The sequence below is a fragment of the Clostridium sp. HV4-5-A1G genome, assembly GCF_900184915.1.
Taxonomy (GTDB): Bacteria; Bacillota; Clostridia; order Clostridiales; family Clostridiaceae; genus Clostridium_B; species Clostridium_B aromativorans.
Genome location: NZ_FXYI02000005.1, coordinates 1 through 24,007, shown reverse-complemented (window position 1 = coordinate 24,007; position 24,007 = coordinate 1). Strand labels below are relative to the sequence as shown.

Annotated in this window: 25 protein-coding genes and 1 riboswitch; of the genes, 22 read left to right on the top strand and 3 right to left on the bottom strand. The window is 37.6% G+C overall.

Annotated features, from left to right (window positions below; all coding sequences use genetic code 11):
- Positions 1-2 precede the first annotated feature (2 nt).
- The 8 genes from J5G60_RS01435 (at position 3) to J5G60_RS01400 (ending at position 9,524) form a co-directional block, all read left to right on the top strand.
- Complete coding sequence (locus J5G60_RS01435; RefSeq protein WP_150355473.1) at positions 3-1,241, top strand: 2-hydroxyacyl-CoA dehydratase subunit D; 1,239 nt, start codon at positions 3-5, stop codon at positions 1,239-1,241.
- 1 nt (position 1,242) lies between these two features.
- Entirely contained in the window at positions 1,243-2,373 is a 1,131-nt protein-coding gene (locus tag J5G60_RS01430; protein ID WP_150355474.1) for a 2-hydroxyacyl-CoA dehydratase subunit D, read from the top strand.
- A gap of 43 nt (positions 2,374-2,416) precedes the next feature.
- On the top strand, positions 2,417-4,033 hold the full coding sequence (locus J5G60_RS01425; RefSeq protein ID WP_150355475.1) for a class I adenylate-forming enzyme family protein: 1,617 nt from the start codon (positions 2,417-2,419) through the stop codon (positions 4,031-4,033).
- Positions 4,002-5,141, top strand: a complete 1,140-nt coding sequence (locus J5G60_RS01420) for an acyl-CoA dehydrogenase family protein (protein ID WP_150355476.1) — start codon at positions 4,002-4,004, stop codon at positions 5,139-5,141. The genes J5G60_RS01425 and J5G60_RS01420 overlap by 32 nt, the downstream gene beginning before the upstream one ends.
- Before the next feature lie 18 nt (positions 5,142-5,159).
- On the top strand, positions 5,160-5,945 hold the full coding sequence (gene etfB / locus J5G60_RS01415; protein ID WP_150355477.1) for an electron transfer flavoprotein subunit beta: 786 nt from the start codon (positions 5,160-5,162) through the stop codon (positions 5,943-5,945).
- A 19-nt stretch (positions 5,946-5,964) separates the two neighbouring features.
- Positions 5,965-7,146 (top strand): electron transfer flavoprotein subunit alpha, encoded by a 1,182-nt coding sequence (locus J5G60_RS01410; RefSeq protein WP_150355478.1) that lies wholly within the window; start codon positions 5,965-5,967, stop codon positions 7,144-7,146.
- 21 nt (positions 7,147-7,167) lie between these two features.
- Positions 7,168-8,397: a CaiB/BaiF CoA transferase family protein gene (locus tag J5G60_RS01405; RefSeq protein WP_347562613.1), complete on the top strand. Its 1,230-nt coding sequence runs from the start codon at positions 7,168-7,170 to the stop codon at positions 8,395-8,397.
- A gap of 158 nt (positions 8,398-8,555) precedes the next feature.
- Positions 8,556-9,524 carry a 2-keto-3-deoxygluconate permease gene (locus J5G60_RS01400; RefSeq protein ID WP_150355480.1) on the top strand — a complete coding sequence of 323 codons (969 nt, stop codon included), beginning with the start codon at positions 8,556-8,558 and terminating at the stop codon, positions 9,522-9,524.
- Between the two features lie 199 nt (positions 9,525-9,723).
- Here the strand turns inward: J5G60_RS01400 and J5G60_RS01395 are convergent, their stop codons facing one another.
- Together J5G60_RS01395 and J5G60_RS01390 are read right to left on the bottom strand one after the other, a co-directional pair.
- Positions 9,724-10,275, bottom strand: coding sequence for a cysteine hydrolase family protein (locus J5G60_RS01395; protein ID WP_150355481.1), 552 nt, complete (start codon positions 10,273-10,275; stop codon positions 9,724-9,726).
- Positions 10,276-10,330: 55 nt separating this feature from the next.
- The gene (locus J5G60_RS01390; protein ID WP_150355482.1) at positions 10,331-10,690 is read right to left on the bottom strand and encodes a winged helix-turn-helix transcriptional regulator; all 360 of its coding nucleotides are present in this window, start codon (positions 10,688-10,690) and stop codon (positions 10,331-10,333) included.
- Between the two features lie 329 nt (positions 10,691-11,019).
- On the opposite strand from J5G60_RS01390, the gene J5G60_RS01385 reads away from it, so the two are divergent.
- Entirely contained in the window at positions 11,020-11,523 is a 504-nt protein-coding gene (locus tag J5G60_RS01385; protein ID WP_150355483.1) for a nitroreductase family protein, read from the top strand.
- Between the two features lie 437 nt (positions 11,524-11,960).
- On the opposite strand, the gene J5G60_RS01380 is transcribed toward J5G60_RS01385, so the two are convergent.
- Positions 11,961-13,073, bottom strand: coding sequence for an alpha/beta fold hydrolase (locus J5G60_RS01380; RefSeq protein WP_150355484.1), 1,113 nt, complete (start codon positions 13,071-13,073; stop codon positions 11,961-11,963).
- A 159-nt stretch (positions 13,074-13,232) separates the two neighbouring features.
- On the opposite strand from J5G60_RS01380, the gene J5G60_RS01375 reads away from it, so the two are divergent.
- The 13 genes from J5G60_RS01375 (at position 13,233) to J5G60_RS01320 (ending at position 23,969) form a co-directional block, all read left to right on the top strand.
- Positions 13,233-13,793, top strand: a complete 561-nt coding sequence (locus tag J5G60_RS01375) for a TetR/AcrR family transcriptional regulator (RefSeq protein ID WP_106010202.1) — start codon at positions 13,233-13,235, stop codon at positions 13,791-13,793.
- Between the two features lie 36 nt (positions 13,794-13,829).
- A riboswitch (TPP riboswitch) is annotated at positions 13,830-13,929 on the top strand.
- Between the two features lie 166 nt (positions 13,930-14,095).
- Positions 14,096-14,821, top strand: coding sequence for a LytR/AlgR family response regulator transcription factor (locus J5G60_RS01370; protein WP_150355485.1), 726 nt, complete (start codon positions 14,096-14,098; stop codon positions 14,819-14,821).
- Entirely contained in the window at positions 14,812-14,943 is a 132-nt protein-coding gene (locus J5G60_RS18980) for a hypothetical protein (protein ID WP_268905662.1), read from the top strand. Before J5G60_RS01370 ends, J5G60_RS18980 begins: the two co-directional genes overlap by 10 nt.
- A 31-nt stretch (positions 14,944-14,974) precedes the next feature.
- The gene (locus J5G60_RS01365; RefSeq protein WP_150355486.1) at positions 14,975-16,168 is read left to right on the top strand and encodes a sensor histidine kinase; all 1,194 of its coding nucleotides are present in this window, start codon (positions 14,975-14,977) and stop codon (positions 16,166-16,168) included.
- A gap of 171 nt (positions 16,169-16,339) precedes the next feature.
- A complete protein-coding gene (locus J5G60_RS01360; protein ID WP_150355487.1) occupies positions 16,340-17,254 on the top strand; it encodes an ABC transporter ATP-binding protein in 915 nt (304 codons plus the stop codon).
- Positions 17,255-17,360: 106 nt separating this feature from the next.
- Positions 17,361-17,933 (top strand): hypothetical protein, encoded by a 573-nt coding sequence (locus J5G60_RS01355; RefSeq protein WP_150355488.1) that lies wholly within the window; start codon positions 17,361-17,363, stop codon positions 17,931-17,933.
- The gene (locus J5G60_RS01350; protein WP_190972141.1) at positions 17,930-18,733 is read left to right on the top strand and encodes an ABC transporter permease subunit; all 804 of its coding nucleotides are present in this window, start codon (positions 17,930-17,932) and stop codon (positions 18,731-18,733) included. Before J5G60_RS01355 ends, J5G60_RS01350 begins: the two co-directional genes overlap by 4 nt.
- A gap of 58 nt (positions 18,734-18,791) precedes the next feature.
- Positions 18,792-19,499, top strand: coding sequence for a lantibiotic protection ABC transporter ATP-binding protein (locus tag J5G60_RS01345; RefSeq protein WP_150355490.1), 708 nt, complete (start codon positions 18,792-18,794; stop codon positions 19,497-19,499).
- Position 19,500: 1 nt separating this feature from the next.
- A complete protein-coding gene (locus J5G60_RS01340; protein ID WP_150355491.1) occupies positions 19,501-20,250 on the top strand; it encodes a lantibiotic immunity ABC transporter MutE/EpiE family permease subunit in 750 nt (249 codons plus the stop codon).
- Complete coding sequence (locus J5G60_RS01335; protein ID WP_150355492.1) at positions 20,251-21,006, top strand: lantibiotic immunity ABC transporter MutG family permease subunit; 756 nt, start codon at positions 20,251-20,253, stop codon at positions 21,004-21,006.
- Between the two features lie 17 nt (positions 21,007-21,023).
- Positions 21,024-21,683: a response regulator transcription factor gene (locus J5G60_RS01330; protein ID WP_150355493.1), complete on the top strand. Its 660-nt coding sequence runs from the start codon at positions 21,024-21,026 to the stop codon at positions 21,681-21,683.
- Positions 21,674-23,041 carry a sensor histidine kinase gene (locus J5G60_RS01325; protein ID WP_150355494.1) on the top strand — a complete coding sequence of 456 codons (1,368 nt, stop codon included), beginning with the start codon at positions 21,674-21,676 and terminating at the stop codon, positions 23,039-23,041. The genes J5G60_RS01330 and J5G60_RS01325 overlap by 10 nt, the downstream gene beginning before the upstream one ends.
- Before the next feature lie 163 nt (positions 23,042-23,204).
- On the top strand, positions 23,205-23,969 hold the full coding sequence (locus J5G60_RS01320; protein WP_207876500.1) for a prepilin peptidase: 765 nt from the start codon (positions 23,205-23,207) through the stop codon (positions 23,967-23,969).
- Positions 23,970-24,007 lie beyond the last annotated feature (38 nt).

Below are 24,007 nucleotides of genomic sequence, written 5' to 3'. Positions count from 1 at the left end.
AAATGGCCGAAGAAAAGAAAAAGAAGAAAAGAAGGATTTTGGATCCTAATTCAGCTGCATATAAGCTGAATCAGATTATTGTAAACCATTATAAAGGAGTTCAGGAGGCAAAAGACAGGGGAGAAAAAATTGGATGGTGTGCAAGTAACTTTCCACAGGAAATTTTTCAGACAATGGGAATTAAAGTCTGTTATCCGGAAAATCAGGCAGCGGCAATTGCGGCCAGAGGAGCAGGTGAAAGATTATGTTCCGAAGCAGAGAGCGAAGGCTATTCCAATGATATTTGTGCCTATGCAAGGATAAGTCTTGCCTATACAAAATTGAAGGATGTCAAAGAACAGAATATGCCGCAGCCGGATTTTCTATTATGTTGTAACAATATTTGCAACTGTATGATCAAATGGTATGAATGTATTGCCAAAAAACTAAATATACCGCTTATTTTAATAGATATACCGTTTAATCCTGATTATGAAGTATCGGATGCCCAGGTTGCCTATATCAAAAGTCAGTTTATAGATGCAATTAAACAGCTGGAAAAAATAACGGGAAAGAAATGGGACAACAATAAATTCAAGGAAGTTATGAAAATCTCAAATCGTACTTCGAGAGCATGGCTTGAAGCTACCAGTTACACTAAATATCAACCTTCTCCATTAAATGGTTTTGATTTGTTGAACCACATGGCAGTGGCAGTATGTGCAAGGGGAACGGTAGAAGCTGCAGAGGCATTTGAAACTTTAGTTGAGGAATACAAAAAGGCTGTTAAAGAAGGTACAAGCACTTTCCGCGCAGATGAGAAATATAGAATTATGTTTGAGGGAATTGCATGCTGGCCTTATCTTCGTGTTACATCTAAAGGTCTTAAATCCAGGGGAATAAATATGGTAGCAACAATTTATGCAGATGCCTTTGGATTCTTATATGATGATTTTGACGGCCTTGTAAAAGCTTATTGCAGAGTTCCCAATGCCATAAATCTGGAACTTGCCCGTGATAAGAGAGTTGCCCTGGCCAAAAAAACTGGAGCAGAAGGTTTGCTAGTACATACCAATAGATCCTGCAAACTCTGGAGCGGATTCATGTATGAAATGAGCCGACAGATTGGAGAAGAATGTGATATACCTGTTGCATCCTTTGATGGAGATCAAGCTGATCCACGTAATTTCTCGGAAGCCCAGTATGAAACCCGTGTGCAGGGATTAACTGAAATTATGGAAGCAAATAAGGGGGACAAATAAAATGGATGTATTAAATAAATTGTTAGCGGAATTTCATGATATTGCTGAAAACCCGGATAAGCAGCTTCAGTATTATCTTAGTGAAGGTAAGAAAGTGGTTCTCTGTGCACCTGTGTATACACCTGAGGAAATTGTACATTCTATGGGAATTGTTCCGATGGGAGCCTGGGGTGCAGATATTGAGATAAAGGAAGCCAAAAAGTATTTTCCTGCATTTATATGCAGTATAATGCAATCTATTTTGGAACTCGGAATTACCGGCAAGTATAGAGGAGTATCAGCTATTCTAATACCTTCCCTATGTGACTCACTGAAATGCCTTGGACAAAACTGGAAATATGCAGTGAAAGATATTCCTTTTATACCAATGACTTATCCGCAGAACAGAGCCAGCGAAGGAGGAAAAAAATTTACCAGAGCTGGATATGAGAGAGTTATAAAAGATCTTGAAAAAGCAACTGGATCATCTTTCTCTGAAGAATCACTCTGGAATTCCATCAAAATCTACAATGCACACAATGCTGCAATGAGAAAATTAAGTGATCTGCTTGTTGAGTATCCACAAATAACCGTTTCGCAGAGAAGCGACATATTCAAGAGTGCATATTTTATGGAAAAAGAAAAACATACTGAATTGGTAAATAAATTTATACAGGCTTTGAGAGAAAGCGGTAAAGGAAAAGATAGAAAGATCAAAATTGTCACATCTGGAATTTTGGCTGACAGTAGAAACCTGTTGAATATTCTGGATGACAATAATATGCAGGTTGTGGGAGATGATATTGCAGATGAATCACGTCAGTATAGAGTAGATACGGACACAGAATCTGAAAAGTCGTCTCTGGACGCACTTAGTGCAAAATTTTCTAATATGGGTAATTGCTCTGTATTATATGATGTGGACAAGAAAAGGGCTGACTATATTGTAAATTTGGCAGAGCGTACGGGTGCGAATGGGGTAATTATTTTCATGACCAAGTTCTGTGACCCCGAGGAATTTGACTGTGTATTTGTAAGAAAAGCCCTTGATTCAGCAGATATTCCAAGTACAGTGATTGAAGTTGACAGGCAGATGGCTAATTATGAACAGGCTAAAACAGCAATCCAAACTTTTAAAGAAATGCTTAGTTAAGTTTTAGATTATTTACCTTAATTAGAAAAGGAAGATCTGATATATGAGATTGGAAAATATAACAATAGGGCAAGTTTTGTTACAGAGGTTGAAAACTATGGCAGACGAAAGTGCATTTGAATACAGGGATGTTTTTTATACCTGGAGAGATTTAGACGAACTTTCCGATGTATTTGCAGTTAAATTCCTGAAGCGCGGCATTAAATACAATACTCATGTTGCCATTTGGGGCGGCAATACTCCAAATTGGATAATTACCTATGTGGCATTAGCTAAAATTGGAGCTGTATCCGTGTTAATAAACCCAAGATATAAGGAAGAAGAATTAGCTAAAACTTTTGAATATTCAGATGTAGAGTATGTTTGTTATGGTGATTGCTGCAGCAATAGTAAAAACATTATAAACTGTTTGAATAATAGAAATATAGGTAAAGTAAAAGAATACATGTATATGGGCAAAAATGAACATCATGGGGAAAATAGAGATCAGATCTTGAAAAATCTAAATCCTTCTGATGTGGAAAATCTAAAAGAAGCGGAAAATAAAGTCACTCCACAGCATATTGCCAGCATTGTATTTACATCAGGCACTACATCTTTTCCAAAAGGTGTTATGCTCACTCACTACCAGCTTGTAAATATTTCTAGAGAAGCGGTGGAACAGATGAAGTGGGAAGCAGGTGACAGAATGTGCATGTCAGTTCCCTTATTCCACTGCTTTGGATTGAGTACTGGTTTTCTTGCCAGCTTGAGAGTGGGATTTTGCATTTATTTGATGCCGGAGCTTCATACCTCCTGTATTTTGAAATGTATCCACAAGTATAAAATTACTATTTTAAATGGCGTACCTACAATATTCTTGGCCCTGCTGAGCAATCCCGAGAGGAGGAAATATGATCTGTCCTCTTTGAAGTCGGGAATTATAGCCGGATCAAAAGTATTTAAGGAAGATTATTTAAAGATATGTAAAGAGCTGAAGTTTGAAAAGCTGCAGCAGTCCTATGGACAGACGGAAACGTCTCCCTGTGTTACTTTCAATGGTTATGATGATTCAATGAATATTAAATGTATTTCCGTGGGGAAGGTGATCCCCAATGTGAAAATAAAAATTGTCAGTACAAAAGACGGACGTGATTTGGGGCCTTATGAGGCCGGAGAAATCCTGGTTAAGGGCTTCAATGTAATGAAGGGATATTATAAATGCACAAGACAAAATTGCGAAAAGGTTAAAGGAGGATGGCTCTATACGGGAGATATCGGCTATGTCGACAACTGTAGAAACCTTTATATTACTGGTAGAAAAAAAGATATCATAATAAGATCTGGAGAAAATATATCGCCAGTGGAAATAGAGGAGGCAATTTTGAGATATCCCGGTGTCCTTCAGGTAAAGGTGTTTGGAATACCCGTACCTGTCGTGCAGGAGGAAATAGCAGCCTGTATTGTTGCAGAGAATGGAAAACTGGATGTAGATGGTCTTGTGAGATATTTAAAAAAACATATTGCTGATTATAAGGTTCCAAAATATATTTATACTTTTAAAGAATTCCCAACGAATCTTAATGGGAAAGTGAATGTAAAACAGTTAAAAAAAGAAATTCAAAGGAAGGTAAGTAAGGAGGAAGATTATGATTTTAACAGAACAGCATCAACTGATTAGAAAACTGGCAAGAGGTTTTGCTGAAAAAGAACTTACATCGGATATTTTGGATGAAGTTGAAGCTACAGGAGAATTTCCAGAAGAAATTTTAAAGAAAATGGCCAAGGCAGGTTTTTTTGGAATAAAAGTTCCAAGGGAATTGGGAGGTGCCGGAGCTGATAATCGTGCTTATGTGATTGTAATGGAGGAAATTGCAAGAGTAAGCGGAGTTGCCAGCATATATGTTTCCTCTCCAAATTCTCTTTCCGGAGGCCCCCTGCTGCTGTCAGGAAATGATGAGCAGAAAGATAAATATCTGAAACCGGTAGTAACGGGAGATAAAAAAATTGCCTTTGCATTGACGGAACCTGGAGCGGGCTCCGATGCAGGTGGTATGTCTACAACGGCAGTGAAAGACGGGGATTATTATGTACTAAATGGTCGTAAAACTTTTATTACAATGGCGCCTTTAGCTGATTTTGCAGTGATCTATGCCAAGACAGACATGAGCAAGGGTACAAGAGGTATTTCCGCTTTTATTGTCGATATGAAACAGGAAGGTGTGTCCTGTGGAAAGCCGGAGGCTAAGATGGGAGTAATCGGATGTGCAACCAGCGACATTATTTTAAATAATGTCAGGGTACATAAGAGCAACCTTCTTGGAGAATTGAACAAGGGGTTTATAAATGCCATGAAAACTCTTGATGTGGGGCGTATTGGTGTGGCATCTCAATCCATTGGCATAGCCCAGGCAGCACTTGATGAATCCATTAAATATGCAAAGGAGAGAAAGCAGTTTGGAAGAAGAATTGGGGATTTTGAAGCCATTGCTTTTATGATTGCGGATATGGCTACAAAGTTAAAGGCAGCTAAAGAATTAGTCTATGATGCTGCATACCTCAAGGACACCAATCAGGATGCCTCGATGGCATGCTCCATGGCCAAGTATTATGCATCGGAAATCTGTAATGAAATCTGTGCAAAAGCCGTCCAGATTCACGGCGGATATGGATTCATAAAAGATTATAAGGTTGAGCGTTTGTATAGAGACTGCAGGGTATTTACTATTTATGAAGGAACATCTCAGGTACAGCAAATAGTAATTTCCAGGAAGCTGTTAAAGAAGTAGGAAGGGGAGTTGTAATTTATGAAGATTTTAGTATGTGTAAAACAGGTACCTGATACAAATGAAGTCAAGATTGATCCCGTAAAAGGAACGTTGATAAGAGAGGGAGTACCTAGTATCTTAAATCCCGACGACGCCAATGCACTTGAGGCTGCATTGACTATAAAAGATGAGAATCCAGGTACAACGGTTGCTGTAATGACCATGGGGCCGCCGCAGGCATCTGTCATGCTGAGGGAATGTCTTGCCATGGGAGCTGATGAAGCGTATTTACTGAGTGATCGTGCTTTTGGAGGAGCAGATACCTGTGCTACATCCACTACTATTGCAGCAGGTATAAGAAAATTCGGACCTGTGGATATCATTTTTGCAGGAAGACAGGCGATAGATGGTGATACGGCCCAGGTAGGACCGCAGGTGGCAGAGAGACTTGGTTTGCCTGTAGTGACTTATGTACAGCATATAAAATTTGATGGAAATAAACTAGTTGTCCAAAGGCAGCTTGAAAATGGATATGAAGTAGTGGAAGCTCAGGTTCCCTGTCTTCTTACAGTAGTGAAGGAACTAAATGAGCCGAGATATATGAGCATTTATAGAATTGTCGATGCCTATAAAAAAGAAATTACTGTGTGGAACCACGAGGATATATACCTGGATCCGAAAGAATGTGGATTGAATGCATCACCTACACAGGTGTTTCGTTCTTTTACACCACCACCAAAGGGAAAAGGTGAAATGTTGAAGGGATCCGTTAATGAAATGGCATCTAGTCTTATCTTCAAGTTGAAAGAAAAACACGTATTATAAGAAAGGGCGGCTGAGTAAAATGACTATGAGGGTTTTGAAAGATAAATGCAAGGGTTGTACTAAATGTGTGCAGAACTGTCCTTTTGGTGCAATCACTATGAAAAATAAAATTGCTGATATTGGAGGAGCTTGTACTGGATGTGGGGTTTGTGTAGAAATATGCCCCTTTGGAGCAATAGAAAAAGTTGAAGAAGAAAAGAAATCAGTTGATCTGAGTGCCTATAAAGGCGTATGGGTATTTGCAGAACAGCGTCAGGGAAAGATTATGCCTGTAGTTATAGAACTTTTGGGCGAAGGTAAAAAACTGGCGAAAGAAGTTGGAACAGAGCTTTGTGCAGTGCTTTGTGGAAATAATGTAGGAAGACTGGCTGATGAACTCTTTGCCTATGGTGCCGACAAGGTTTATGCGGCAGATCATCCTGAATTGGAAAATTATCGTACCGATGCTTATAGCAAGGTTATTTTTGAAGCTATTTCAAAATACAAACCAGAAATAGTGTTGCTTGGGGCTACCCATATAGGACGTGATTTGGGACCCTGCCTTGCTGTAAAATGCAGTACCGGATTGACTGCGGATTGTACTAAATTGGAGATTGATCCTGAAGACAAAAAAATAAAGCAGACAAGGCCGGCTTTTGGTGGGAACCTCATGGCTACTATTGTCTGCCCTAATAATCGTCCTCAAATGTCTACAGTAAGACCTGGAGTTATGGATAAAGCTGTTTATGAAAAAGGCCGTAAAGGACAGCTTGTAAAATTAGATGTTGAATTTGAAAAAGGCGATATCAGGACAAAAGTTGTAGATGTAGTGAAAAAAGTAGAAAATGCAGTTTCACTGACAGATGCAGATATTATTGTATCCGGAGGTATGGGACTTGGAAAACCTGAAGGATTTAAATTGTTGAAACAGCTGGCGGATAAATTAGGTGGAACTATTGCTGCTTCAAGGGCCTGTGTGGATGCAGGGTGGATTGACCACTCCTATCAGATAGGACAAACAGGTACTACTGTAAAGCCCAAAATTTATTTTGCATGCGGCATTTCAGGCGCCATACAGCATCTGGCAGGTATGCAGAATTCTAACTATATAGTTGCCATAAACAAAAATGAGAATGCACCTATTTTCAAGGTGGCTGACTACGGAATTGTAGGTGACTTGTATCAAGTAATTCCTGCAATATTGGAAGAATTGGACAAATAATAAATTTAGGAGGAAATGATTATGAAAAATAAACCATTGGAAGGTGTAAGAGTTATTGAGCTGGCAAACTTTATAGCTGCTGCAACTGCAGGTCGTTTTCTTGCTGATCTGGGCGCAGATGTTATAAAGATAGAAAGCCCAAAAGGAGATCCTATTCGTTATACGGCACCAAGTGAGGGAAGACCTCTGGATATGCATGAAAATACCACATGGGATCTTGAAAATGCAAATAAACGCTGTATTTCATTGAATATGAAAACTCCAGAGGGAAAAGAGGCCTTCTTTAAACTTTTGGATACAGCAGATATATTCATTACAAACTGGAGAGTTCATGCGTTAGAACGTGCCGGAGTAGATTACGAAAGTCTAAAGAGCAGATATCCTAAGCTTGTTTATGCAATGTGCACCGGTTATGGAGAATATGGCCCCGACAAGGATTTGCCTGGATTTGACTTTACTGCCTTCTTTGCAAGGGGCGGTTATCTTGAGACACTGCGTCAAAAAGATTCCGTTCCAATGAATGTGGTGCCCGGATTGGGAGATCACAACGTAGGCATGAACCTGGTAGCCGGAATCCTGGCTGCACTATATCAGGCAAAAACCAAGGGAATAGGGGAAAAAGTTACTACAAGTCTGTTCCAGACTGCTGTTTTCAATATGGGGATGATGGTACAAGCTGCGCAGTATAAGGATATAGGAACGCCATATCCCATTAATGTCCGTGAAGGAAATAATCCACTTCTTGCAGCATGGAAAACAAAAGAAGGAAGATATATACAGACATGTACGCCTGATTATAATACCTATTATAAAAAATTCATGTCTGCAATCGGAAGAGACGATCTGGCTGATTCTGAAAGATATTTTCCAATTCAAAATGTACAAAAGGCAGGAGTGGGCCATGAAGTCTATGACATTGTAATGGAAGCTATCGGGAAGATGACAGTGGAGGAGTGCAGTGAGAGATTGACAAAGGCGGATATACCTTTTGCTCTTGCACAGTCACTAGAGGAAATACTTGAAGATAAACAGGCATGGGCCAACGAATGCTTCTACAGTATGAAATATGATAATGGAAATACCCGAACATTGGTCAGACCACCTGTAAACTTTGCTGAAATGGGAGAGCCGGAGTATGTACGCGGACCTATGATAGGCGAGCAGGGCAGGAATATTTTGAAGGAAATTGGATATACAGATGATCAAATCAATAAATTAATTGATGATAAGGCACTTTATATCGGGGAATAAATAAATTGTTAATTTCATACCAGTATATATATTATGCAGGCAATTGACATGATATGTATTGGTATGAAAGAAAATTTTTTTAAAAATAAGCTGGTCAAAATATTATTTGAATATTAGCACAATTTTTAAGAAAATTATAGAATTAGGGAGGCTCGTAAATGAAAATTTTAGAAACTGTTGAGAAAGTTCCAGGAGGATTGATGATTATCCCTCTATTCCTTGGAGCAATAATAAATACATGTTTTCCTCAGATAATAAAAATTGGCGGAATTACCACGGCAACTTTTTCTACGGGTGCCCTGGCGTTTATAGGATGTAATTTGTTATGTGTCGGTGCCCAGATAAATCTTAAAGGTGTGGCAGAGTCATTAAAACGTGGGGCAGTACTTACAATTGGAAAATTTCTTGCAGGTTTTATTCCAGCTATAATTGTAGTGAAGATGTTTGGAAACGATGGAATATTTGGAATTACACCCTTGCTGCTTCTAGCAGCTGTTACGAGTGATAACTGCGGCATATACCTTGGGCTTATGTCCGAGATTGGTGATAAATATGATCTAGGTGCACAGGCATTACTTGGCCTTACTGTAGGCCCACTGTTTACACTGCTTGGATTGGGAGTTGCTGGATGCGGCTTTAATCCCATTGCTATAATTGCATCAGTTGGAACAATGGTTGTAGGTTTTATACTGGGAAATCTTGATGAGGATATAAGAAATTTCTTAAAGAGTGGAATTATGTTCACGCTGCCCTTCTTAGGGTTTTCAGTTGGAACTGGATTGAATATTGTAAACATAGTTAGAGGCGGTTTCACAGGTATTTTGTTGGGAGTATTGGTTATTGTATTGTCATTTATATTTTTGGTTCCTGCCGATAAATTTATACTTCGCCGTCCTGGATATGCTGCCGTTGCAAATTGTTCATCTGCCAGCAGTTCCGTAGCAGTTCCTGCCATTGTGGCTCAGTCAATACCAAGTCTTTCAGGTCAGGTGGCCACTGCTACTACAGCTATTGCTGCATCGGCAGTAATTACTGCAATTTTATGTCCTATACTGACGTCTGTTGTGGTTAAAAAATGGGGATGGGCGAAGAATCCCATTAAAGAAAATAATATAAAAAATGTATAAATGTAGATAGATTTAGAATAAAATTTAATAAGTAATGTTAATATTGTAACTATTAATAATTAAGAATAAGTAATGTGACACATTTTTCACCTTTAAATATTTTAATATATGGAAATGTGTCACATGATTTTTTGGTGTATACTCCTCTTGAGATAGCTAATCGAGTAAATTCGAACTATGTCTTTAATTACTATTTTTCCTAATGAGCCTGCTTTATCCATCCATCAGCATCCATGATATTTGCAAAACTGTTGTCTAGCGCTGCCATGAAAGTGGCTTGTACTGTTGAGGCAGGAATTATGGTGTTATTCCATATTAAATCTTTTGTTGCACATGCGTTTTCAATAAGTGTAACACTGTAGCCAAAATTTCTAGCGGATCTTACGGTTGTATCTACACACATATGCATCATCATGCCACAGATTACTAAATGATCTACTTTTTGACTGTCAAGCTCTTTTTTCAGGTTTGTCTGAAAGAAACTGTCCGGAGTGTGCTTCATTATTCGCAGTTCTCCATCACTGGGAAATACGCTTTTATGAATTTCCATACCTTTGGTATCTGGCAAAAAGAATGCAGCGTCTTTTTCACTGCTGATGTGCTGGACATGAAATACTGGTAATTCATTTTTACGGAAAAATGCCAGTACCTTGCTGGCATTTATACCAGCCTGATAGGCTTGAGATAATTCAAATTTCCCTCTGGGAAAGTAATCATTTTGTATATCAATCAAGACTAATCCTAAATTCATAGTTAACACCTCCATTAATAAAAATTATAACCTAAGAGGTGAAAAAGTAAATTACTTACTTTTTGGTATGTAAGTCCTTACAGGAGCATATTCCTTTTTGTTCCAGCATATATTCAATACCGATTTCCTGCATTATTTCTACAGCCTGCAGCATTTTCCGCCCTCGCTTCGTCAAAAAATATTCAACGTGCAATGGATATCCCTGGGCACTGATTTTATTAATTATTGTAAATTCACGGAGCTCTTTAAGCTGCTGCAATAGCATTTTTTGTGATATTCCTTCGATGACATGTTCCAGCTGTGAAAAGGTTTTACTACCGTCTTTCAACTGGAATACAATGATGGTTTTCCATTTACCTTTTACAATATCATGTACAATTTCCAGGGGACAAGTATATTCCTGGCGTATTTTCATATTTTGCACCTCACAATCTTTTAGTTATTATATCACAAAAATAAAACAGGGTATGAATAAGTGTATTATGTAATAAACCTTTATTATTTTAGTAAAAAAATATATATGCTGAAGTATGATGAAAGGAATTTTCATCTGAATTGTCCACTTGCGATAATCATCCCGCTGATAGTGCCAGCTGCCTTAATATCTTAAATTGCTCCATATCATGTATATGGATTATTGACTTATACTCAAAGAAGGTGTTAATATATTTCAAAGGATAAGTTCATATGGATTATATATCCATAATGTTAGACCAGCTATAAAAGTCAATAGGAGGTAGTATAATGGATGCTATTTTAGAAAGAAGAAGCATACGAAAATATACGGATAAAACAATTTCTAGGGAAACAATAGAAAAAATTTTGAAGGCAGCTATGTCCGCACCTTCAGCAGGTAACGAGCAACCATGGCAGTTTATTGTTTTAAACGATAAAAATATATTAGATGGTATTACTAAAGTACATCCCTATTCACAAATGCTCAAACAAGCCAGTCATGCCATTGTCATCTGCGGTGATATGAAATTCAAAAAATTTGACGAAGATTTCTGGATACAGGATTGTTCTGCTGCTGCAGAAAATATACTTGTCATGTCACAGGCTCTTGGATTAGGTGCAGTATGGCTTGGGGTATATCCGGCGAAAGAAAGAGTTGAAGGCATTGCTAAGCTGTTAAACCTTCCTGAACAGATAGTGCCTTTTTGTGTAATATCCCTGGGTTATCCCGGAGAAGAGAAACCTGTTGCTGATAGATATAATGAAGAAAGAGTACATTGGAGTAAGTGGTAATAATTGATTTTACGGCAGGAGCGTGTAAAAGATGAAGTTTTTAGCGCTTCATCTTTTTTATTTTTTATAAAATTATTGCATTAACCATTTTGAAGAACGGTTTTGGAAGTAAATGAGTATAAAAAATTTTCAAAAATTATAGTGAAGTACTTGACAAATTAGCTTTAAATTATTATACATACCATCAACTTAGAGAACACGGAGATGTTTTCTTTGGAGGCGGATTTCATCATGGATGGTGCGGCAGACATGGCAATGACATGGGAAAAAAGAGAGATTGATATTGTTTCAGCTGTTTTAGAGAAAGATTTGACCAAAGTATAATATATAAAAATAGAAGGCAGTAATCCTATAAATTGGATACTGCTTTCTACTTGTTACATGCTTGTGCGTACAGATATTAAAATATATATTTTTATTCCTGTAAATAAGTTTTCTCAGCCCAGAAATTTTTTAATCTCATCAAAGGCAAGAGTAATCTTGTCAGCCTGACAATGCTGTTCTCCGCCGGTTTCCCTGGTAAAGACCTTTGTAGTAATGGAACCTGCATTGCAAAGTTCCTGCTGAAGTTGAGGAAGTCTTGAAATTGGCACATACTGATCATCTTCACCGGCCAATAGTAGAACGTCCTGGTTGATAAATTGTCCTATGCCTTTCATGCTGTGGCGTTTGAAATTTCTGCACAGATCAAAGGGTGTAGTTTCGCCGGTGATTTCGTAACCTTTATTTATTTTCCATGTCAGATCAATATTGCCCTGCATCATCTTGTTTATGAAATTATTGAATTCAGCGGATTTACCGGCTTCAAACAATTTAATGAGTTTATTTCCTATTTCTTTGGGCATTCGATTCATCAATGGATCCAGTCCGGAATAGAAGATATCAAATGCTATTACTTTGTCTATGCGCTTTTCAAAAGCTGCTGCACGCATGACAAAATAACCTCCCCAGGATATGCCGATTGCACTGACACGTTTCAAATTGAAATAATCAATTACTGTCGAAACCGGTTTTTCCCAGCTTGGAATAAACTTAAGCCCGTTTTTTAAAGCCGTACCCTGGCCCGGACCGTCAAAAACAATTATGTTATAGTCTGTATTTTTTAAAAATACAGCTTCTTTGATGATTTCTTCCATATAGGAATCATAGCCTCCAAAAATAATCAGTGTTTTATGTGCGTTTGGGTTGAACAGCTCTACAGCTGGAAGAAAGGAGTTTTCATAGGGAACCTTGTAGCTTTTGAAATCAAAATCATTATAGTAGTTGTAAAAGTTTCTGCGGTATCCTTCATACATTTTCTGTTTGTTGGGATTTTCGGGCTGCAGGTAAAATTCAGCTGCCTTGTAATAATTTGAGGCTATGCCGTAAAAGCCTTCATTTTCCCGCTTCACAGCAAGATGTGACCAGTTTTCATACCAGCTGTCAAAATCTTTTAATTTGGGAACTATTTGTTTTAAATCCTCCCTTACCCCGGGATCATTTTCATAATCATAAGTAAAACGAGTTATCTGCAGATCAAATTGTTCATTGCCTGTATATTTTTTGAACATAAGAATACCTCCGTTTAATTGATTGATTTGACCTATGGGCCATTAACTAGAGTATATTGTTATTTTAAAGGACAAACAATTGTTAAAATGATATAATATGTTCGTAATCGAATGAAACATATAAAAATGTACTAAATCGAACAAGAGGTGTGAGATTGATTGGCGGAAGATGTGCGTATTTTTAAAACAAAACAAAATATCCAAGCAGCTTTTATCAAATTACTGGGGAAAAAAGATTTTGACAGTATTACAATTAAAAACATATGTGAGGCTTCATTAACAAGCCGTTCTACTTTTTACAGCCACTACACAGACAAATATGATCTTTTGGAAAAAGTTGTGCAGTACTATGTTGATATTGTGAAGAAGAAAGCAAAACTGCGTTTTTTACAAACGGAGAGCGGCGGTGTAGAGAAAATTATAGGCGATGTTTCCCAAATATTTTCACATCGTAAGGAAGAGATAAAGACACTGCTGAAAGTTCATGTACCCAGGGGGGATCTGCGAGAAGAAATTGAAAAGATTCTTTTTTCACAGTGTCGTTTATATTTACAACAGCATAAAAAATCTACAGATGTTTCACTAGATCTATTGGCTAATCTTTATGTGGCGAATGTTTTTGTGCTTATGACCTGGATACTGGAAAATGGTATGGATAAGAAGGCTATCAATCTTCTAAATAGATTGCAGTATTACTTTTTCACACAAATGTCCCTTTAAGGTTATTACAAAAAAATAAAATGTAAAATTTAATATATGTGTTTGCAGAGGAACCATTTTAGTTGAGAAGGCTGAAACCTGACTCTTTGAACCTGTTTAAGCTAATACTGGCGTAGGGAGCAAACTAATTATTTTAATAGTTATAAAGTGTTTATTGTTTCCTAATAAGCACTTTTTTATTTTATCCAACATAAGTATAGGATTAATTTAATCAAAATGCCTATATGTGTCAGGTATCTTTTGAATTTACCTAGTGCTGTAGTAAAATATAAATAAATACTAAGTCAACAGGATGTGAAATTATGCTTCAAGTTTTGATTTGTGAGGACAACGCGGCCTACAGGGAAAAATTCAAAAAGGTTGTTGAAGACATTATATTAAAGGAGAATATTGATTTGAAAATATCCCTGTGTACCGAAAATCCCATGGAAGTAATTGAATATATAAAAAGGCGGGATATTACAGGTATCTATTTTCTGGATGTGGATTTGAAGTGCAGCATGAATGGCATAAAATTGGGTGAAAAGATAAGAGATTTTGATCCCCGGGGATTTATAATTTTTACTACAGTTCATATGGAAATGAGCTATATGGTGTTTAAATACAAGGTGGAGGCCATGGATTATGTGGCAAAAGACGAGGAGAATTTTACAGACAGAGTGAAAGACTGCCTGCTTAAAGCTTATGGCGATTACTATAGGGAGAGTTCAAAGGACAAGTATATCTCTATAGATGAAGACTGCAGGATTATCAATATAAAATTGAAAGACATCCTTTTTATAGAAACCAGTGCTGCAGCGCACAGGATAAGGGTTCATGAAGAAAACAGGCAGGTTGAATTTTACGGAAGTCTGAAGGATGTGCAAAAAAAGCTTACTTCCAATTTTTACAGATGCCATAAATCCTATATTGTCAACAGGGACAAGATTGCTGAAGTGGACATGAAGTCAAACAGGATAATCATGACAAATGGGGAAAAATGTTATGTTTCCTTCAGATATAAAAGGGGGCTTAAAGGATGCTTATAAAAGAATTCCACTTAAGTAAACTTTTCACGGAGCTTGTGCTTCCTCCTATTACCTGTCAGTATATTGTGCTGTATTTCAATATGGATTCTGTCTGGATACAAAACAAACTTTCGCAAAGCTAAAAAACATTTTTTAACTTCTTATCTAATAGGAATGGTACTTCAAACAGGCTCCTATGTCATAGTGTTTCCATTGTTTATTGCTGTGACAATAGCTGAATTAAAAAACAGTAAAAATATGATGGATACTTTGAAAGTGCTCATGGCTATATTTTCCATATACTTTATAGAAGTCATGCTCAAAGCCCTTAACGGGGCTTATTTTTACTGGAAAAGCAGTTCCTATATAATAAATTATGCAATGGTGTATGCAGTAGTACTTGCAGGTGTGTTTTTAATATCCCTACTCAAGAATACTGTTTTTAAGGGCAGAAACAGATACACGAAAGATTCACTTTGGAGAGCAAGGCTCAGATTGATATTTGCTCTGAGCATACCCATAATGGTGAGTATAAGGCTCATATACCCCTACGTGAATTCCAGAAGTTACGGCGGCTTTTCCTTTGTAATAGACTGGTATATACCCATTGTGATACCTCTCTTTTCAATTGTGCTCATACTTTTCATAATATATAACTATGAAAAGAGCATAGGCATACAGCTGGAATTAAAAAGGGAAGCTGAAGAAAGGCATCGTCTGGAGGAATATGCCTCTGTAGTGGAAGAAATGTACGGACAGACGAGAAAGTTCAAGCACGACTATAAAAATATGCTCCTGCCCCTTAAATGGTATATAGACAGTGGAGATACAAAAGGAATTAAGAAATTTTTTTATGAAAATGTTATGCATATGGATGACCATATAAATTGGAGCAGTACGAATATAGACAAACTTAGGTATATCAGGATTTCAGCTTTGAAAGCCCTTATATCTGCCAAACTCATAGAGGCACTTTCAAAAAATATAGAGGTGAAAGTAGAGATAGTGGAGGACATATCCAGGGCTGACATGAATATAATGGATTTGTGCAGGATAGCTGGAATACTTATGGACAATGCCCTTGAAGGCGCAGGGAAATGTGACACGCCCCGGATGTATTTTTGTGCCTTCAACAAAGGGTCTTATGTGGTTTTGGTTTTTAAAAACAATTTCAAAGGTGAAAGGCCCGTGATTCATAAAATATGGGAGAAAGGTTTTTCTACTAAAGGAGAGGACAGAGGCCTGGGGCTTTACACGGCAAAGAATATAATAGAGAAAAAATACAATAATGTTTTTATGAATACAAGTGCTGAAGACAGTGAATTTATCCAGGAATTATGGATTAAGGATACAACTTCACCAACGTAAAATTTTTATTCATTGCCGTAATAATCAGTATGCTTTTATGAATCCACAGCGGCTGATTTGGAAATATAGATAAAATTGAATATGATATCTGTTAATATTTAAACCGGAAGCTCAAGGGTATTGATATCTTGAAAGTTTCCGGTTTTATTTTTTAAATCAGGAGGGAAAAGCATGGAACCTATTTTGGAAGTTAGAAATCTGAACAAATTCTATAAAAGCAAACAGGTACTTAAAAATATCAGCATTAAAGTATTTAAAGGCGATATATACGGATTTATAGGTCCCAATGGGGCAGGGAAAACTACCACTATAAAAAGCATACTGGGGCTTGTAAGTCCTTCCAGCGGGGAAATTTATATTAAAGGAAGAAATATTGTCAAAGATAAATATAAGAACCCGGGGGATATAGGTGCAATGATAGATTGTCCAAGTTTTTACAATAATCTGTCCGCCTTCAGAAATTTGAAATTGTATGCCAATGTACTGGATCTGAAAGAGGATAGGATAATGGAAGTCCTAAATATGGTACATTTTCAGGAATATAAGGACAGGAGGGTTTCAAATTATTCCATGGGTATGAAACAGAGGCTTGCGGTGGCCAGGGCATTTCTATCCAAACCTGAAATTGTTATATTGGATGAACCCACCAATGGTCTTGACCCGGAAGGTGTAAGGGATATGAGGAACCTGGTAGAAAAGCTTTCAAAAGACGAGAAAGTTACTTTTATATACTGTTCTCACATTTTAAATGAAGTGCAGAATCTGTGCAGCAGGGTGGCAGTCATAAATAAAGGCTCAATTCTGGCAGAGGGCTGCGTGGATGAACTTTTGAACGCTGACAGGGAAAGGTACAGCATATTTACGGGTGAAGCGAAAAAATTGAAAAAGGTGTTAAAGGACTATTGCCTGGAAATGCATGATATTGAAGGTGGAGTTTCCATAGAAATAAACAGGGGGGATTTCAAATTGATAAATAAAGTTATGGCAGAAGAAAATGTGGAGATAAATGATATTGTCAAAAAAAGCACTTCTCTTGAAGAATATTTTATGGAGGAGGTTGGATACTGTGGGTATGATAAAAAATGAGCTTGTAAAATTTTTTGCCTCTTCCAGAATATTTATTTATGGAGGCGCAATACTTCTATTTATACTTGCTGACAATATTGTATTTTAAGATAATTCCCCAAAGGATATGCTTTATTGCGGTTTTTTAAAATCCAATTTGGAAACCCAGATTTTTGTTATACCTATAATTCTGGCACCGGTGGTTTCGGATATATTTACACAGGACTACAGAAGCGGCTGCATGAAATTTTTTCTGCTCTACAAGAACAGAAAAGAGGTGTTTGCAGCAAAGGCGGCGGCACTTGTTTTTATAACAGAAAGCATGCTACTGCTTGTCTTTGCAGTTTTGACAACTATCTATTTGTGCAGAAATGGTGGGCAGGTTTATGGCTGGAAAGCGGAGCTTTTGAAGGAAGCAGCTTTATTTACTGCAGCCCTGGTACCTGTGCTTCTCATATATGCCATGATCTGCATACTCTTTAAAAACAGTGGAATAATATGTATCCTGGTATTTTTGCTGGTTATAATGTCCGACTTTATTCCCAGGGTCCTGGGAGATGTAACTCCCAGAAGATTTTTGTGGGAGTGGGTTTTAAATAATAGGTATCACAGCTCCGATATTGTACTGTTTCTGGCATATTCAATTTTTTTCGCCTTTATGGATATAAGGCTGTTTGTAAGAAAGGAGATTTTATGTTGACCTGGAAATTTTTTAAAAACGAGATAATAAAGATTGTGCGTTCTCAAAAGACATGCATACTGCTGGTATTTGTGCTGTTTATGATTGGGGCCATATGTTACATGATGCACATTGAAAGACTGAATATAATAAACGGTGTTCCTAAAACGAGAAACTACAGCATGCAGCTTAAAATGGAAATATTGAATGTGAACAGTGTAATATTTTTAAAGCTGTTCAGCACTGAATTTGTATTCAGGACAGTAGTACCCTATTTTGTGTTTTTTATGGTAGTGGTTTCAGTGGAGATTTTCGGTGAAGATTTCTTCAGTGGAAATATGAAATATTTTATAAGATTATCCGGAGAAAGGGAACAGCTTTTTAAAGCCAAAGTGCTGGCTGTGATCTTGTATTCATTTTCAGTAGTGGCAGTGACTTTCCTGTTTGGTTTTGCTATAAGCTCCCTGGTATTTGCAGTGAGCTTTCACGGCTTTTTCAGGATTATGTTCATCTATCTGTCGGCAGCTGTGCCTGTGGCTTCTTTCGGCCTTATAATAGGACTTATGTCCATGTTTATAAGAAATAAGAATGTGAGCATAACAATCGGCATTGTACTTTCCATATTCCTGACTGTTTCGGACAGGCTTACGATTACAAGCAGTTTTTCACCCATAGGTGTGCTGGGACTTATGGAGAAGTTGAGAGCGGATAATGTATCTTTGATTTCCCTGCTCATGGCAGATGCAACTTCTGCAGTTTACTTTGCAGCATTTTATTTTGCAGGCAGAAAAATTTTTAAAAAGAAAGAATTCAACTGCTGACCTTATAGAATCTTTATAATTGTCTGTTATCATCTTTGTACAGGAAAGGATGATTGAAATGGATAATTTGATTTTGGAAACCAGTGATCTCTGTAAAACCTTCAAGGGGGAATATGCGGTGAAGAACATATCCCTCAAGATAAAGAAAAATTCCATCTATGGACTTCTGGGACCCAATGGGGCGGGAAAATCCACCACACTGAAGATGCTGACAGGTATGCTTCATCCCACAAGCGGGAAGATCTTATTTGAAAACAAGTCCTGGAGCAGGAGCAATTTAAAGGATATAGGGGCACTTATTGAGTCCCCGCCTCTTTATGGAAACCTTACTGCCAGAGAAAATCTCAAGGTGAGAACTACAGTTTTGGGACTGCCGGAGAGCAGAATTGACGAAGTTCTGGGTATGGTTGACCTTGAAAATACGGGAAAAAAGAGGGCACATCAGTTTTCCATGGGTATGAAGCAGCGCCTTGGTATAGCTCTGGCCCTTATAAACCATCCGAAGCTTTTAATTCTGGACGAGCCCACCAACGGACTTGATCCTTTTGGAATACAGCAGTTAAGAGAGCTTGTAAGATCATTTCCAAAGCAGGGTATAACAGTTATACTGTCAAGTCATATACTTAGTGAAGTAGAACAGGTGGCCCGGGAAATAGGAATTATTTCAGGTGGAGTCTTGGGATATCAGGGAGATATGAAAGCAGGAGAGGATCTGGAAAAACTCTTTGTGGAAGTTGCAGGGAAATACAGAAGGGAGGGCGAATAGCATGACAGCATATTTTAAGTCCGAGGCTTTGAAGATAAAACACAGTTTTTCAAAAAAACTTGTTTTTCTGGCACCTGTTTTTACAATAATAGTGTCCCTTTTCCTTTCTGCAGCTTATTTCCATCAAACTGTCTATAACTGGTGGTATGTAATGATACTTCCGGGAATGATATCCATACTGTGCACCCTTGTGGCAAGACAGGACTGCAGAATGAAAAACATGGCAGTGATGCCACTGCCGGTGGATCTTAAAAAAGTGTGGATGTCAAAGATATTTTTGTGCATACTTATTATGATGGAAGCTTCAGCTGTTATTCTGGCCGGTGCTGTAGTTATCGGTAACCTCCTGGGTATAGGTATTTTCAAATTGCCTCTTTTAAATCAGTTTGAAGGAATTTTAGTACTCGTACTCACTTTTTTGTGGCAGATTCCCCTTTACCTTTTTCTTGGAAGCAAAATAGGTATGTTCCCCACAATTATCATAAATATGGCAGCTTATATGGTACTTGGGATATTGTGTGCAGTGAAGAGTTTGCTCTGGATGGTACCTTATGCCATTCCCGCAAGGCTCATGTGTCCCATTTTAAAGATTCTTCCAAATGGTCTGCCGGCTGTCCCGGGAAATCAGACTTTCAGGCCGGAGCTTCTTTCAAAGGGTGTCATTTTGCCTGGAATTGCAATTTCTCTGGTTTTGTTTTTAGTACTTGCATTTGCAACTTCAAAGTGGTATGAAAGACAGGAGGCAAAATAGATGGTTCAGTTATTTAGGCTTGTCAGGGCGGATTTCCAGAAAATAAAGAGGAGCTCTCTTTTGTGGATTCATGTTCTTGTACCATTTTTTATATCGGCGGCATTTGTGGCCTACTATTCAAATTCCACTGTAAATGCAGTTTCGAAGATATCAGGATATTTCGAAGTATTGTCCATAGGGTTTCCTCTCATAATAGGAATAGTGGCAGGTAGTGCAGCGGAGCAGGAAGCAGATGCGGGAAATTTTCAGCAGCTTTTGACGGCAGAGTACAAGACGGCCGGATTTTTAAGCAAAATAGTCATGCTTTTCTTGCTGGAGTTATTTTCCCTGTCCATTGCAGCAGGTGTTTTTGCAGCTGGAATGAAGTTTTCAAAGGTTGATAATCTCATTTCTGCAGCAATTTATGGAAAAATTGTTTTACTGCTTTTTTCAAGCATGGTATTCCTATATTTTCTCCATGTACTCTGCAGCCTGAGATTTGGCAGCGGGGCGTCCATAGGTCTTGGAATCGGGGAAAGTCTGATTTCAGCTCTGATGCTCACAGGCCTTGGAGATGGAATATGGAAGTGGATTCCCTGTGCCTTTGGAGTGAGATTTTCCTATTATTATATTGGTTTAAATGCAAATACTGCAAATAGTGCCTATATTATAGAAGATTTTAAAAGTGGAATTTATACCTGCACTGTAATGACAATTGCTATAATTATAATAAGTGTGGTTTTCTTTCATTCTTTTGAGGGAAGAAACGGAGATTGAGCAGATGAGGTGATAAAATGGCTAGGATACTGGCAATTGACGATGAAGAGGGTATTCTTGAAATTATAAAAGCTGCACTTTCCAGGGAAGGACATGAAGTTACTGCTGTCAGCAATTTTTCAAATTTTACGGTGGAAAAATGTCAGGATTACGATCTGATACTTCTGGATATAATGATGCCGGATATGGACGGATTTACCCTCTGCAGGAAGATCCGTGATCTGGTGGATTGCCCTATTATATTTTTGACGGCGAAGACCTCTGAAGAAGACATTATAAAGGGACTTGGACTGGGTGGAGATGATTATATTACAAAGCCTTTTGGAATTGGAGAGCTCAGATCCCGTGTGGCAGCTTATCTAAGAAGAGAGCACAGGGAGAAACACAACAGTTTTGCCCTGGGAAAAATTAAATTTAAAATGTCCGCAAAAGAAGTTTATGTAAAAGACAAACTGGTGCCTCTGACAAAGGGCGAGTATGAAATCAGTGAATTTTTAGCACTAAACCACGGCCAGGTGTTTTCCAGGGAGAAGATATATGAGTCCGTATTTGGATTTGACGGGAAAAGCGACAGTTCTGCCGTAGTGGAGCATATAAAAAACATAAGGGCAAAGTTTGGCAGCGTTAATTGCAATCCAATAAGGACAGTCTGGGGGATTGGCTACAAATGGGTTTAAAGAATAGTAAAAGCTTTAGAAGTTTATTTGTGGAATATATTATATATTTTATTTTCAGTACTTTTATACTCTTTCTGTTTGTCTTCTTTGGATTTGATTTTATGCTGAAAGCAAATATTGTATTTCCAGCCAATTATTTTGAAAAGAAAATCCAGCAAAATGGGAATGAAATTGCAAGGGCGGAGAAGGTAACTGAAGCTCTGGTGCCTGAAGGCTGCCAGTATGGTGTTTACAGCAGGCAGGGCAAAGTTCTCTATGGAAATTTTAAAGCCGGGGAATTTCAGGAGGTCTGGAGGGATTTTAAAAACAATAAAATGAATTCAGGGAGAAATGGCTATTACAAGTTTTTTTACAGAAGTAATGAAATCTGTATTGTGAGGTATCCGCTGAGAGCGCAGTTTACAAATCTATTTCTTAGGAAATATTTTCCTGATATTGAAAATTTATTATATATTCTTGCATTCTTAATTTTTATAATGGAGGTACTTTTACTTTCTGCAAGATTTGGAAGATATTTTTCAAAAGAGATGGATATATTGATGAAAATTACAGAAAGGATAAAACAGCGGAATCTTGATTTTAGTCCCCGGCATTCAAGAATCCATGAAATTGATAGAGTTATAAACTCTTTGGATCAGATGAAAAGGGCATTGAAGGATTCACTGGAAAAACAGTGGAATATGGAAAGTGCAAGAAAAAATCAAATTTCTTCACTGGCCCATGATATAAAAACACCACTTACCATTATAAGGGGAAATGCAGAACTTATGAAAGAGAGCTGCAGTGATTCTGAGGCTATGAAATACAACCAGCATATTCTTGAAAGCGCCGGTGAAATTGAACATTATCTGGAACTGCTTATGGATATGATAAAATCGGAAAGCAGTATTGATTTTAATCCGGTTAAAATAGACACGAAAACATTTTTTGAAAAGGTGGAAAGCCAGGGGAAGGCTCTTGCAGCTAGGAGGGATCTTCAATTTGAGAGCAGCAAAGGGGAAAATGTACCGGAATTTTTTCGTGGAGATGAAAATTTACTGTACAGGGCCCTTTTAAATGTTATATCAAATGCAGTTGAATATTCTCCAGAGGGTGGAAAGATTAATTTCAAACTGGAGAGAAAGGATCACAGGATAAGTTTCTCAGTTGAAGACAGTGGAAGGGGATTTTCAAAGGAGGAACTGCAGCTGGCCGGGGAACAATTTTACAGGGGTGACAGCAGCAGAAACTCAAGAGATCATTATGGAATGGGACTTTTTATTGCCAAGTCCTTTGTAAGGCTTCATAGAGGCTGTATAAAATTATCAAATTCTAAAATTACGGGAGGAGCTCTTGTAATACTTGAAATACTATTCTAGCTAAAGCATCCTCTTTTAGTTTAATATTTACCACCGTATATTTCGGATGATTATAGAAAAGCCATCCTTGATAATATATGCATAATCGGAATATTCGCAGCAAGATTTGTTCATAATGTAAAAAGGTATATACTATAAATTATATAGAAATTGGAGAGTGTATATGAATATTTATCTTGCTGCTTTTATCTTTATTTTTGGAGCTGCCATTGGAAGTTTCCTAAATGTGTGTATTTACAGGATACCAAGGGGCGAGTCCGTTGTATATCCTCCTTCACACTGCACAAACTGCAGTGCTAAAATAAAGTGGTTTGATCTGATGCCCATTATAAGTTACATTGTACTAGGAGGAAAATGCAGACACTGTGGTGTAAAAATATCTGTAAGATATCCTGTAATAGAATCTGCTGCAGCACTTCTATATCTGATGCTCTATGCGAAACTGGGAATAGGTCTTGAGTTTGTAAAATATGCTATATTTATAAGTGTTTTAATTGTAGTGGGAATGATAGATTTTGACACTACTGATGTTTATTTTAAGACAACGGCAGCAGGTATTATCTTTGCTCTGATATTTATTGCATTGTATTGGTATATGGGTTTTGAAATAAAGAATTTTATTCTTGGAGGAATTTTAGGTGGAATATTTTTTATAAGTATTATAATTGCAACAAGAGGAGGAATGGGATGGGGTGACATGGAAATCTGTCTTTTCTGTGGACTGTTTCTGGGGTTTAAATTCACTCTGGTGATGATGCTTTTAGCTTTTGTACTAGGCTCAGCTGCAGGAGTGATTCTGATTTTATCAGGTAAGAAATCCAGAAAAGACTATATACCTTTTGGACCATTTATTTCAATGGCCTCAATTATAACTATTTTTTGGGGTGTTGATATACTGAATTTTTATATGTATCTTATAAACATCTGACGCTGACGACGAAGCTAGAAGTGTAGATCTCGGTGGTC

What these genes read in the sequence shown, in the direction of transcription:
- J5G60_RS01435 (WP_150355473.1), top strand. Translation starts at nt 3, where the DNA reads ATGGCCGAAGAAAAGAAAAAGAAGAAAAGAAGGATTTTGGATCCTAAT.
- J5G60_RS01430 (WP_150355474.1), top strand. Translation starts at nt 1,243, where the DNA reads ATGGATGTATTAAATAAATTGTTAGCGGAATTTCATGATATTGCTGAA.
- J5G60_RS01425 (WP_150355475.1), top strand. Translation starts at nt 2,417, where the DNA reads ATGAGATTGGAAAATATAACAATAGGGCAAGTTTTGTTACAGAGGTTG.
- J5G60_RS01420 (WP_150355476.1), top strand. Translation starts at nt 4,002, where the DNA reads ATGATTTTAACAGAACAGCATCAACTGATTAGAAAACTGGCAAGAGGT.
- etfB (WP_150355477.1), top strand. Translation starts at nt 5,160, where the DNA reads ATGAAGATTTTAGTATGTGTAAAACAGGTACCTGATACAAATGAAGTC.
- J5G60_RS01410 (WP_150355478.1), top strand. Translation starts at nt 5,965, where the DNA reads ATGACTATGAGGGTTTTGAAAGATAAATGCAAGGGTTGTACTAAATGT.
- J5G60_RS01405 (WP_347562613.1), top strand. Translation starts at nt 7,168, where the DNA reads ATGAAAAATAAACCATTGGAAGGTGTAAGAGTTATTGAGCTGGCAAAC.
- J5G60_RS01400 (WP_150355480.1), top strand. Translation starts at nt 8,556, where the DNA reads ATGAAAATTTTAGAAACTGTTGAGAAAGTTCCAGGAGGATTGATGATT.
- J5G60_RS01395 (WP_150355481.1), bottom strand. Translation starts at nt 10,275, where the DNA reads ATGAATTTAGGATTAGTCTTGATTGATATACAAAATGATTACTTTCCC.
- J5G60_RS01390 (WP_150355482.1), bottom strand. Translation starts at nt 10,690, where the DNA reads ATGAAAATACGCCAGGAATATACTTGTCCCCTGGAAATTGTACATGAT.
- J5G60_RS01385 (WP_150355483.1), top strand. Translation starts at nt 11,020, where the DNA reads ATGGATGCTATTTTAGAAAGAAGAAGCATACGAAAATATACGGATAAA.
- J5G60_RS01380 (WP_150355484.1), bottom strand. Translation starts at nt 13,073, where the DNA reads ATGTTCAAAAAATATACAGGCAATGAACAATTTGATCTGCAGATAACT.
- J5G60_RS01370 (WP_150355485.1), top strand. Translation starts at nt 14,096, where the DNA reads ATGCTTCAAGTTTTGATTTGTGAGGACAACGCGGCCTACAGGGAAAAA.
- J5G60_RS18980 (WP_268905662.1), top strand. Translation starts at nt 14,812, where the DNA reads ATGCTTATAAAAGAATTCCACTTAAGTAAACTTTTCACGGAGCTTGTG.
- J5G60_RS01365 (WP_150355486.1), top strand. Translation starts at nt 14,975, where the DNA reads ATGGTACTTCAAACAGGCTCCTATGTCATAGTGTTTCCATTGTTTATT.
- J5G60_RS01360 (WP_150355487.1), top strand. Translation starts at nt 16,340, where the DNA reads ATGGAACCTATTTTGGAAGTTAGAAATCTGAACAAATTCTATAAAAGC.
- J5G60_RS01355 (WP_150355488.1), top strand. Translation starts at nt 17,361, where the DNA reads ATGCTTTATTGCGGTTTTTTAAAATCCAATTTGGAAACCCAGATTTTT.
- J5G60_RS01345 (WP_150355490.1), top strand. Translation starts at nt 18,792, where the DNA reads ATGGATAATTTGATTTTGGAAACCAGTGATCTCTGTAAAACCTTCAAG.
- J5G60_RS01340 (WP_150355491.1), top strand. Translation starts at nt 19,501, where the DNA reads ATGACAGCATATTTTAAGTCCGAGGCTTTGAAGATAAAACACAGTTTT.
- J5G60_RS01335 (WP_150355492.1), top strand. Translation starts at nt 20,251, where the DNA reads ATGGTTCAGTTATTTAGGCTTGTCAGGGCGGATTTCCAGAAAATAAAG.
- J5G60_RS01330 (WP_150355493.1), top strand. Translation starts at nt 21,024, where the DNA reads ATGGCTAGGATACTGGCAATTGACGATGAAGAGGGTATTCTTGAAATT.
- J5G60_RS01325 (WP_150355494.1), top strand. Translation starts at nt 21,674, where the DNA reads ATGGGTTTAAAGAATAGTAAAAGCTTTAGAAGTTTATTTGTGGAATAT.
- J5G60_RS01320 (WP_207876500.1), top strand. Translation starts at nt 23,205, where the DNA reads ATGAATATTTATCTTGCTGCTTTTATCTTTATTTTTGGAGCTGCCATT.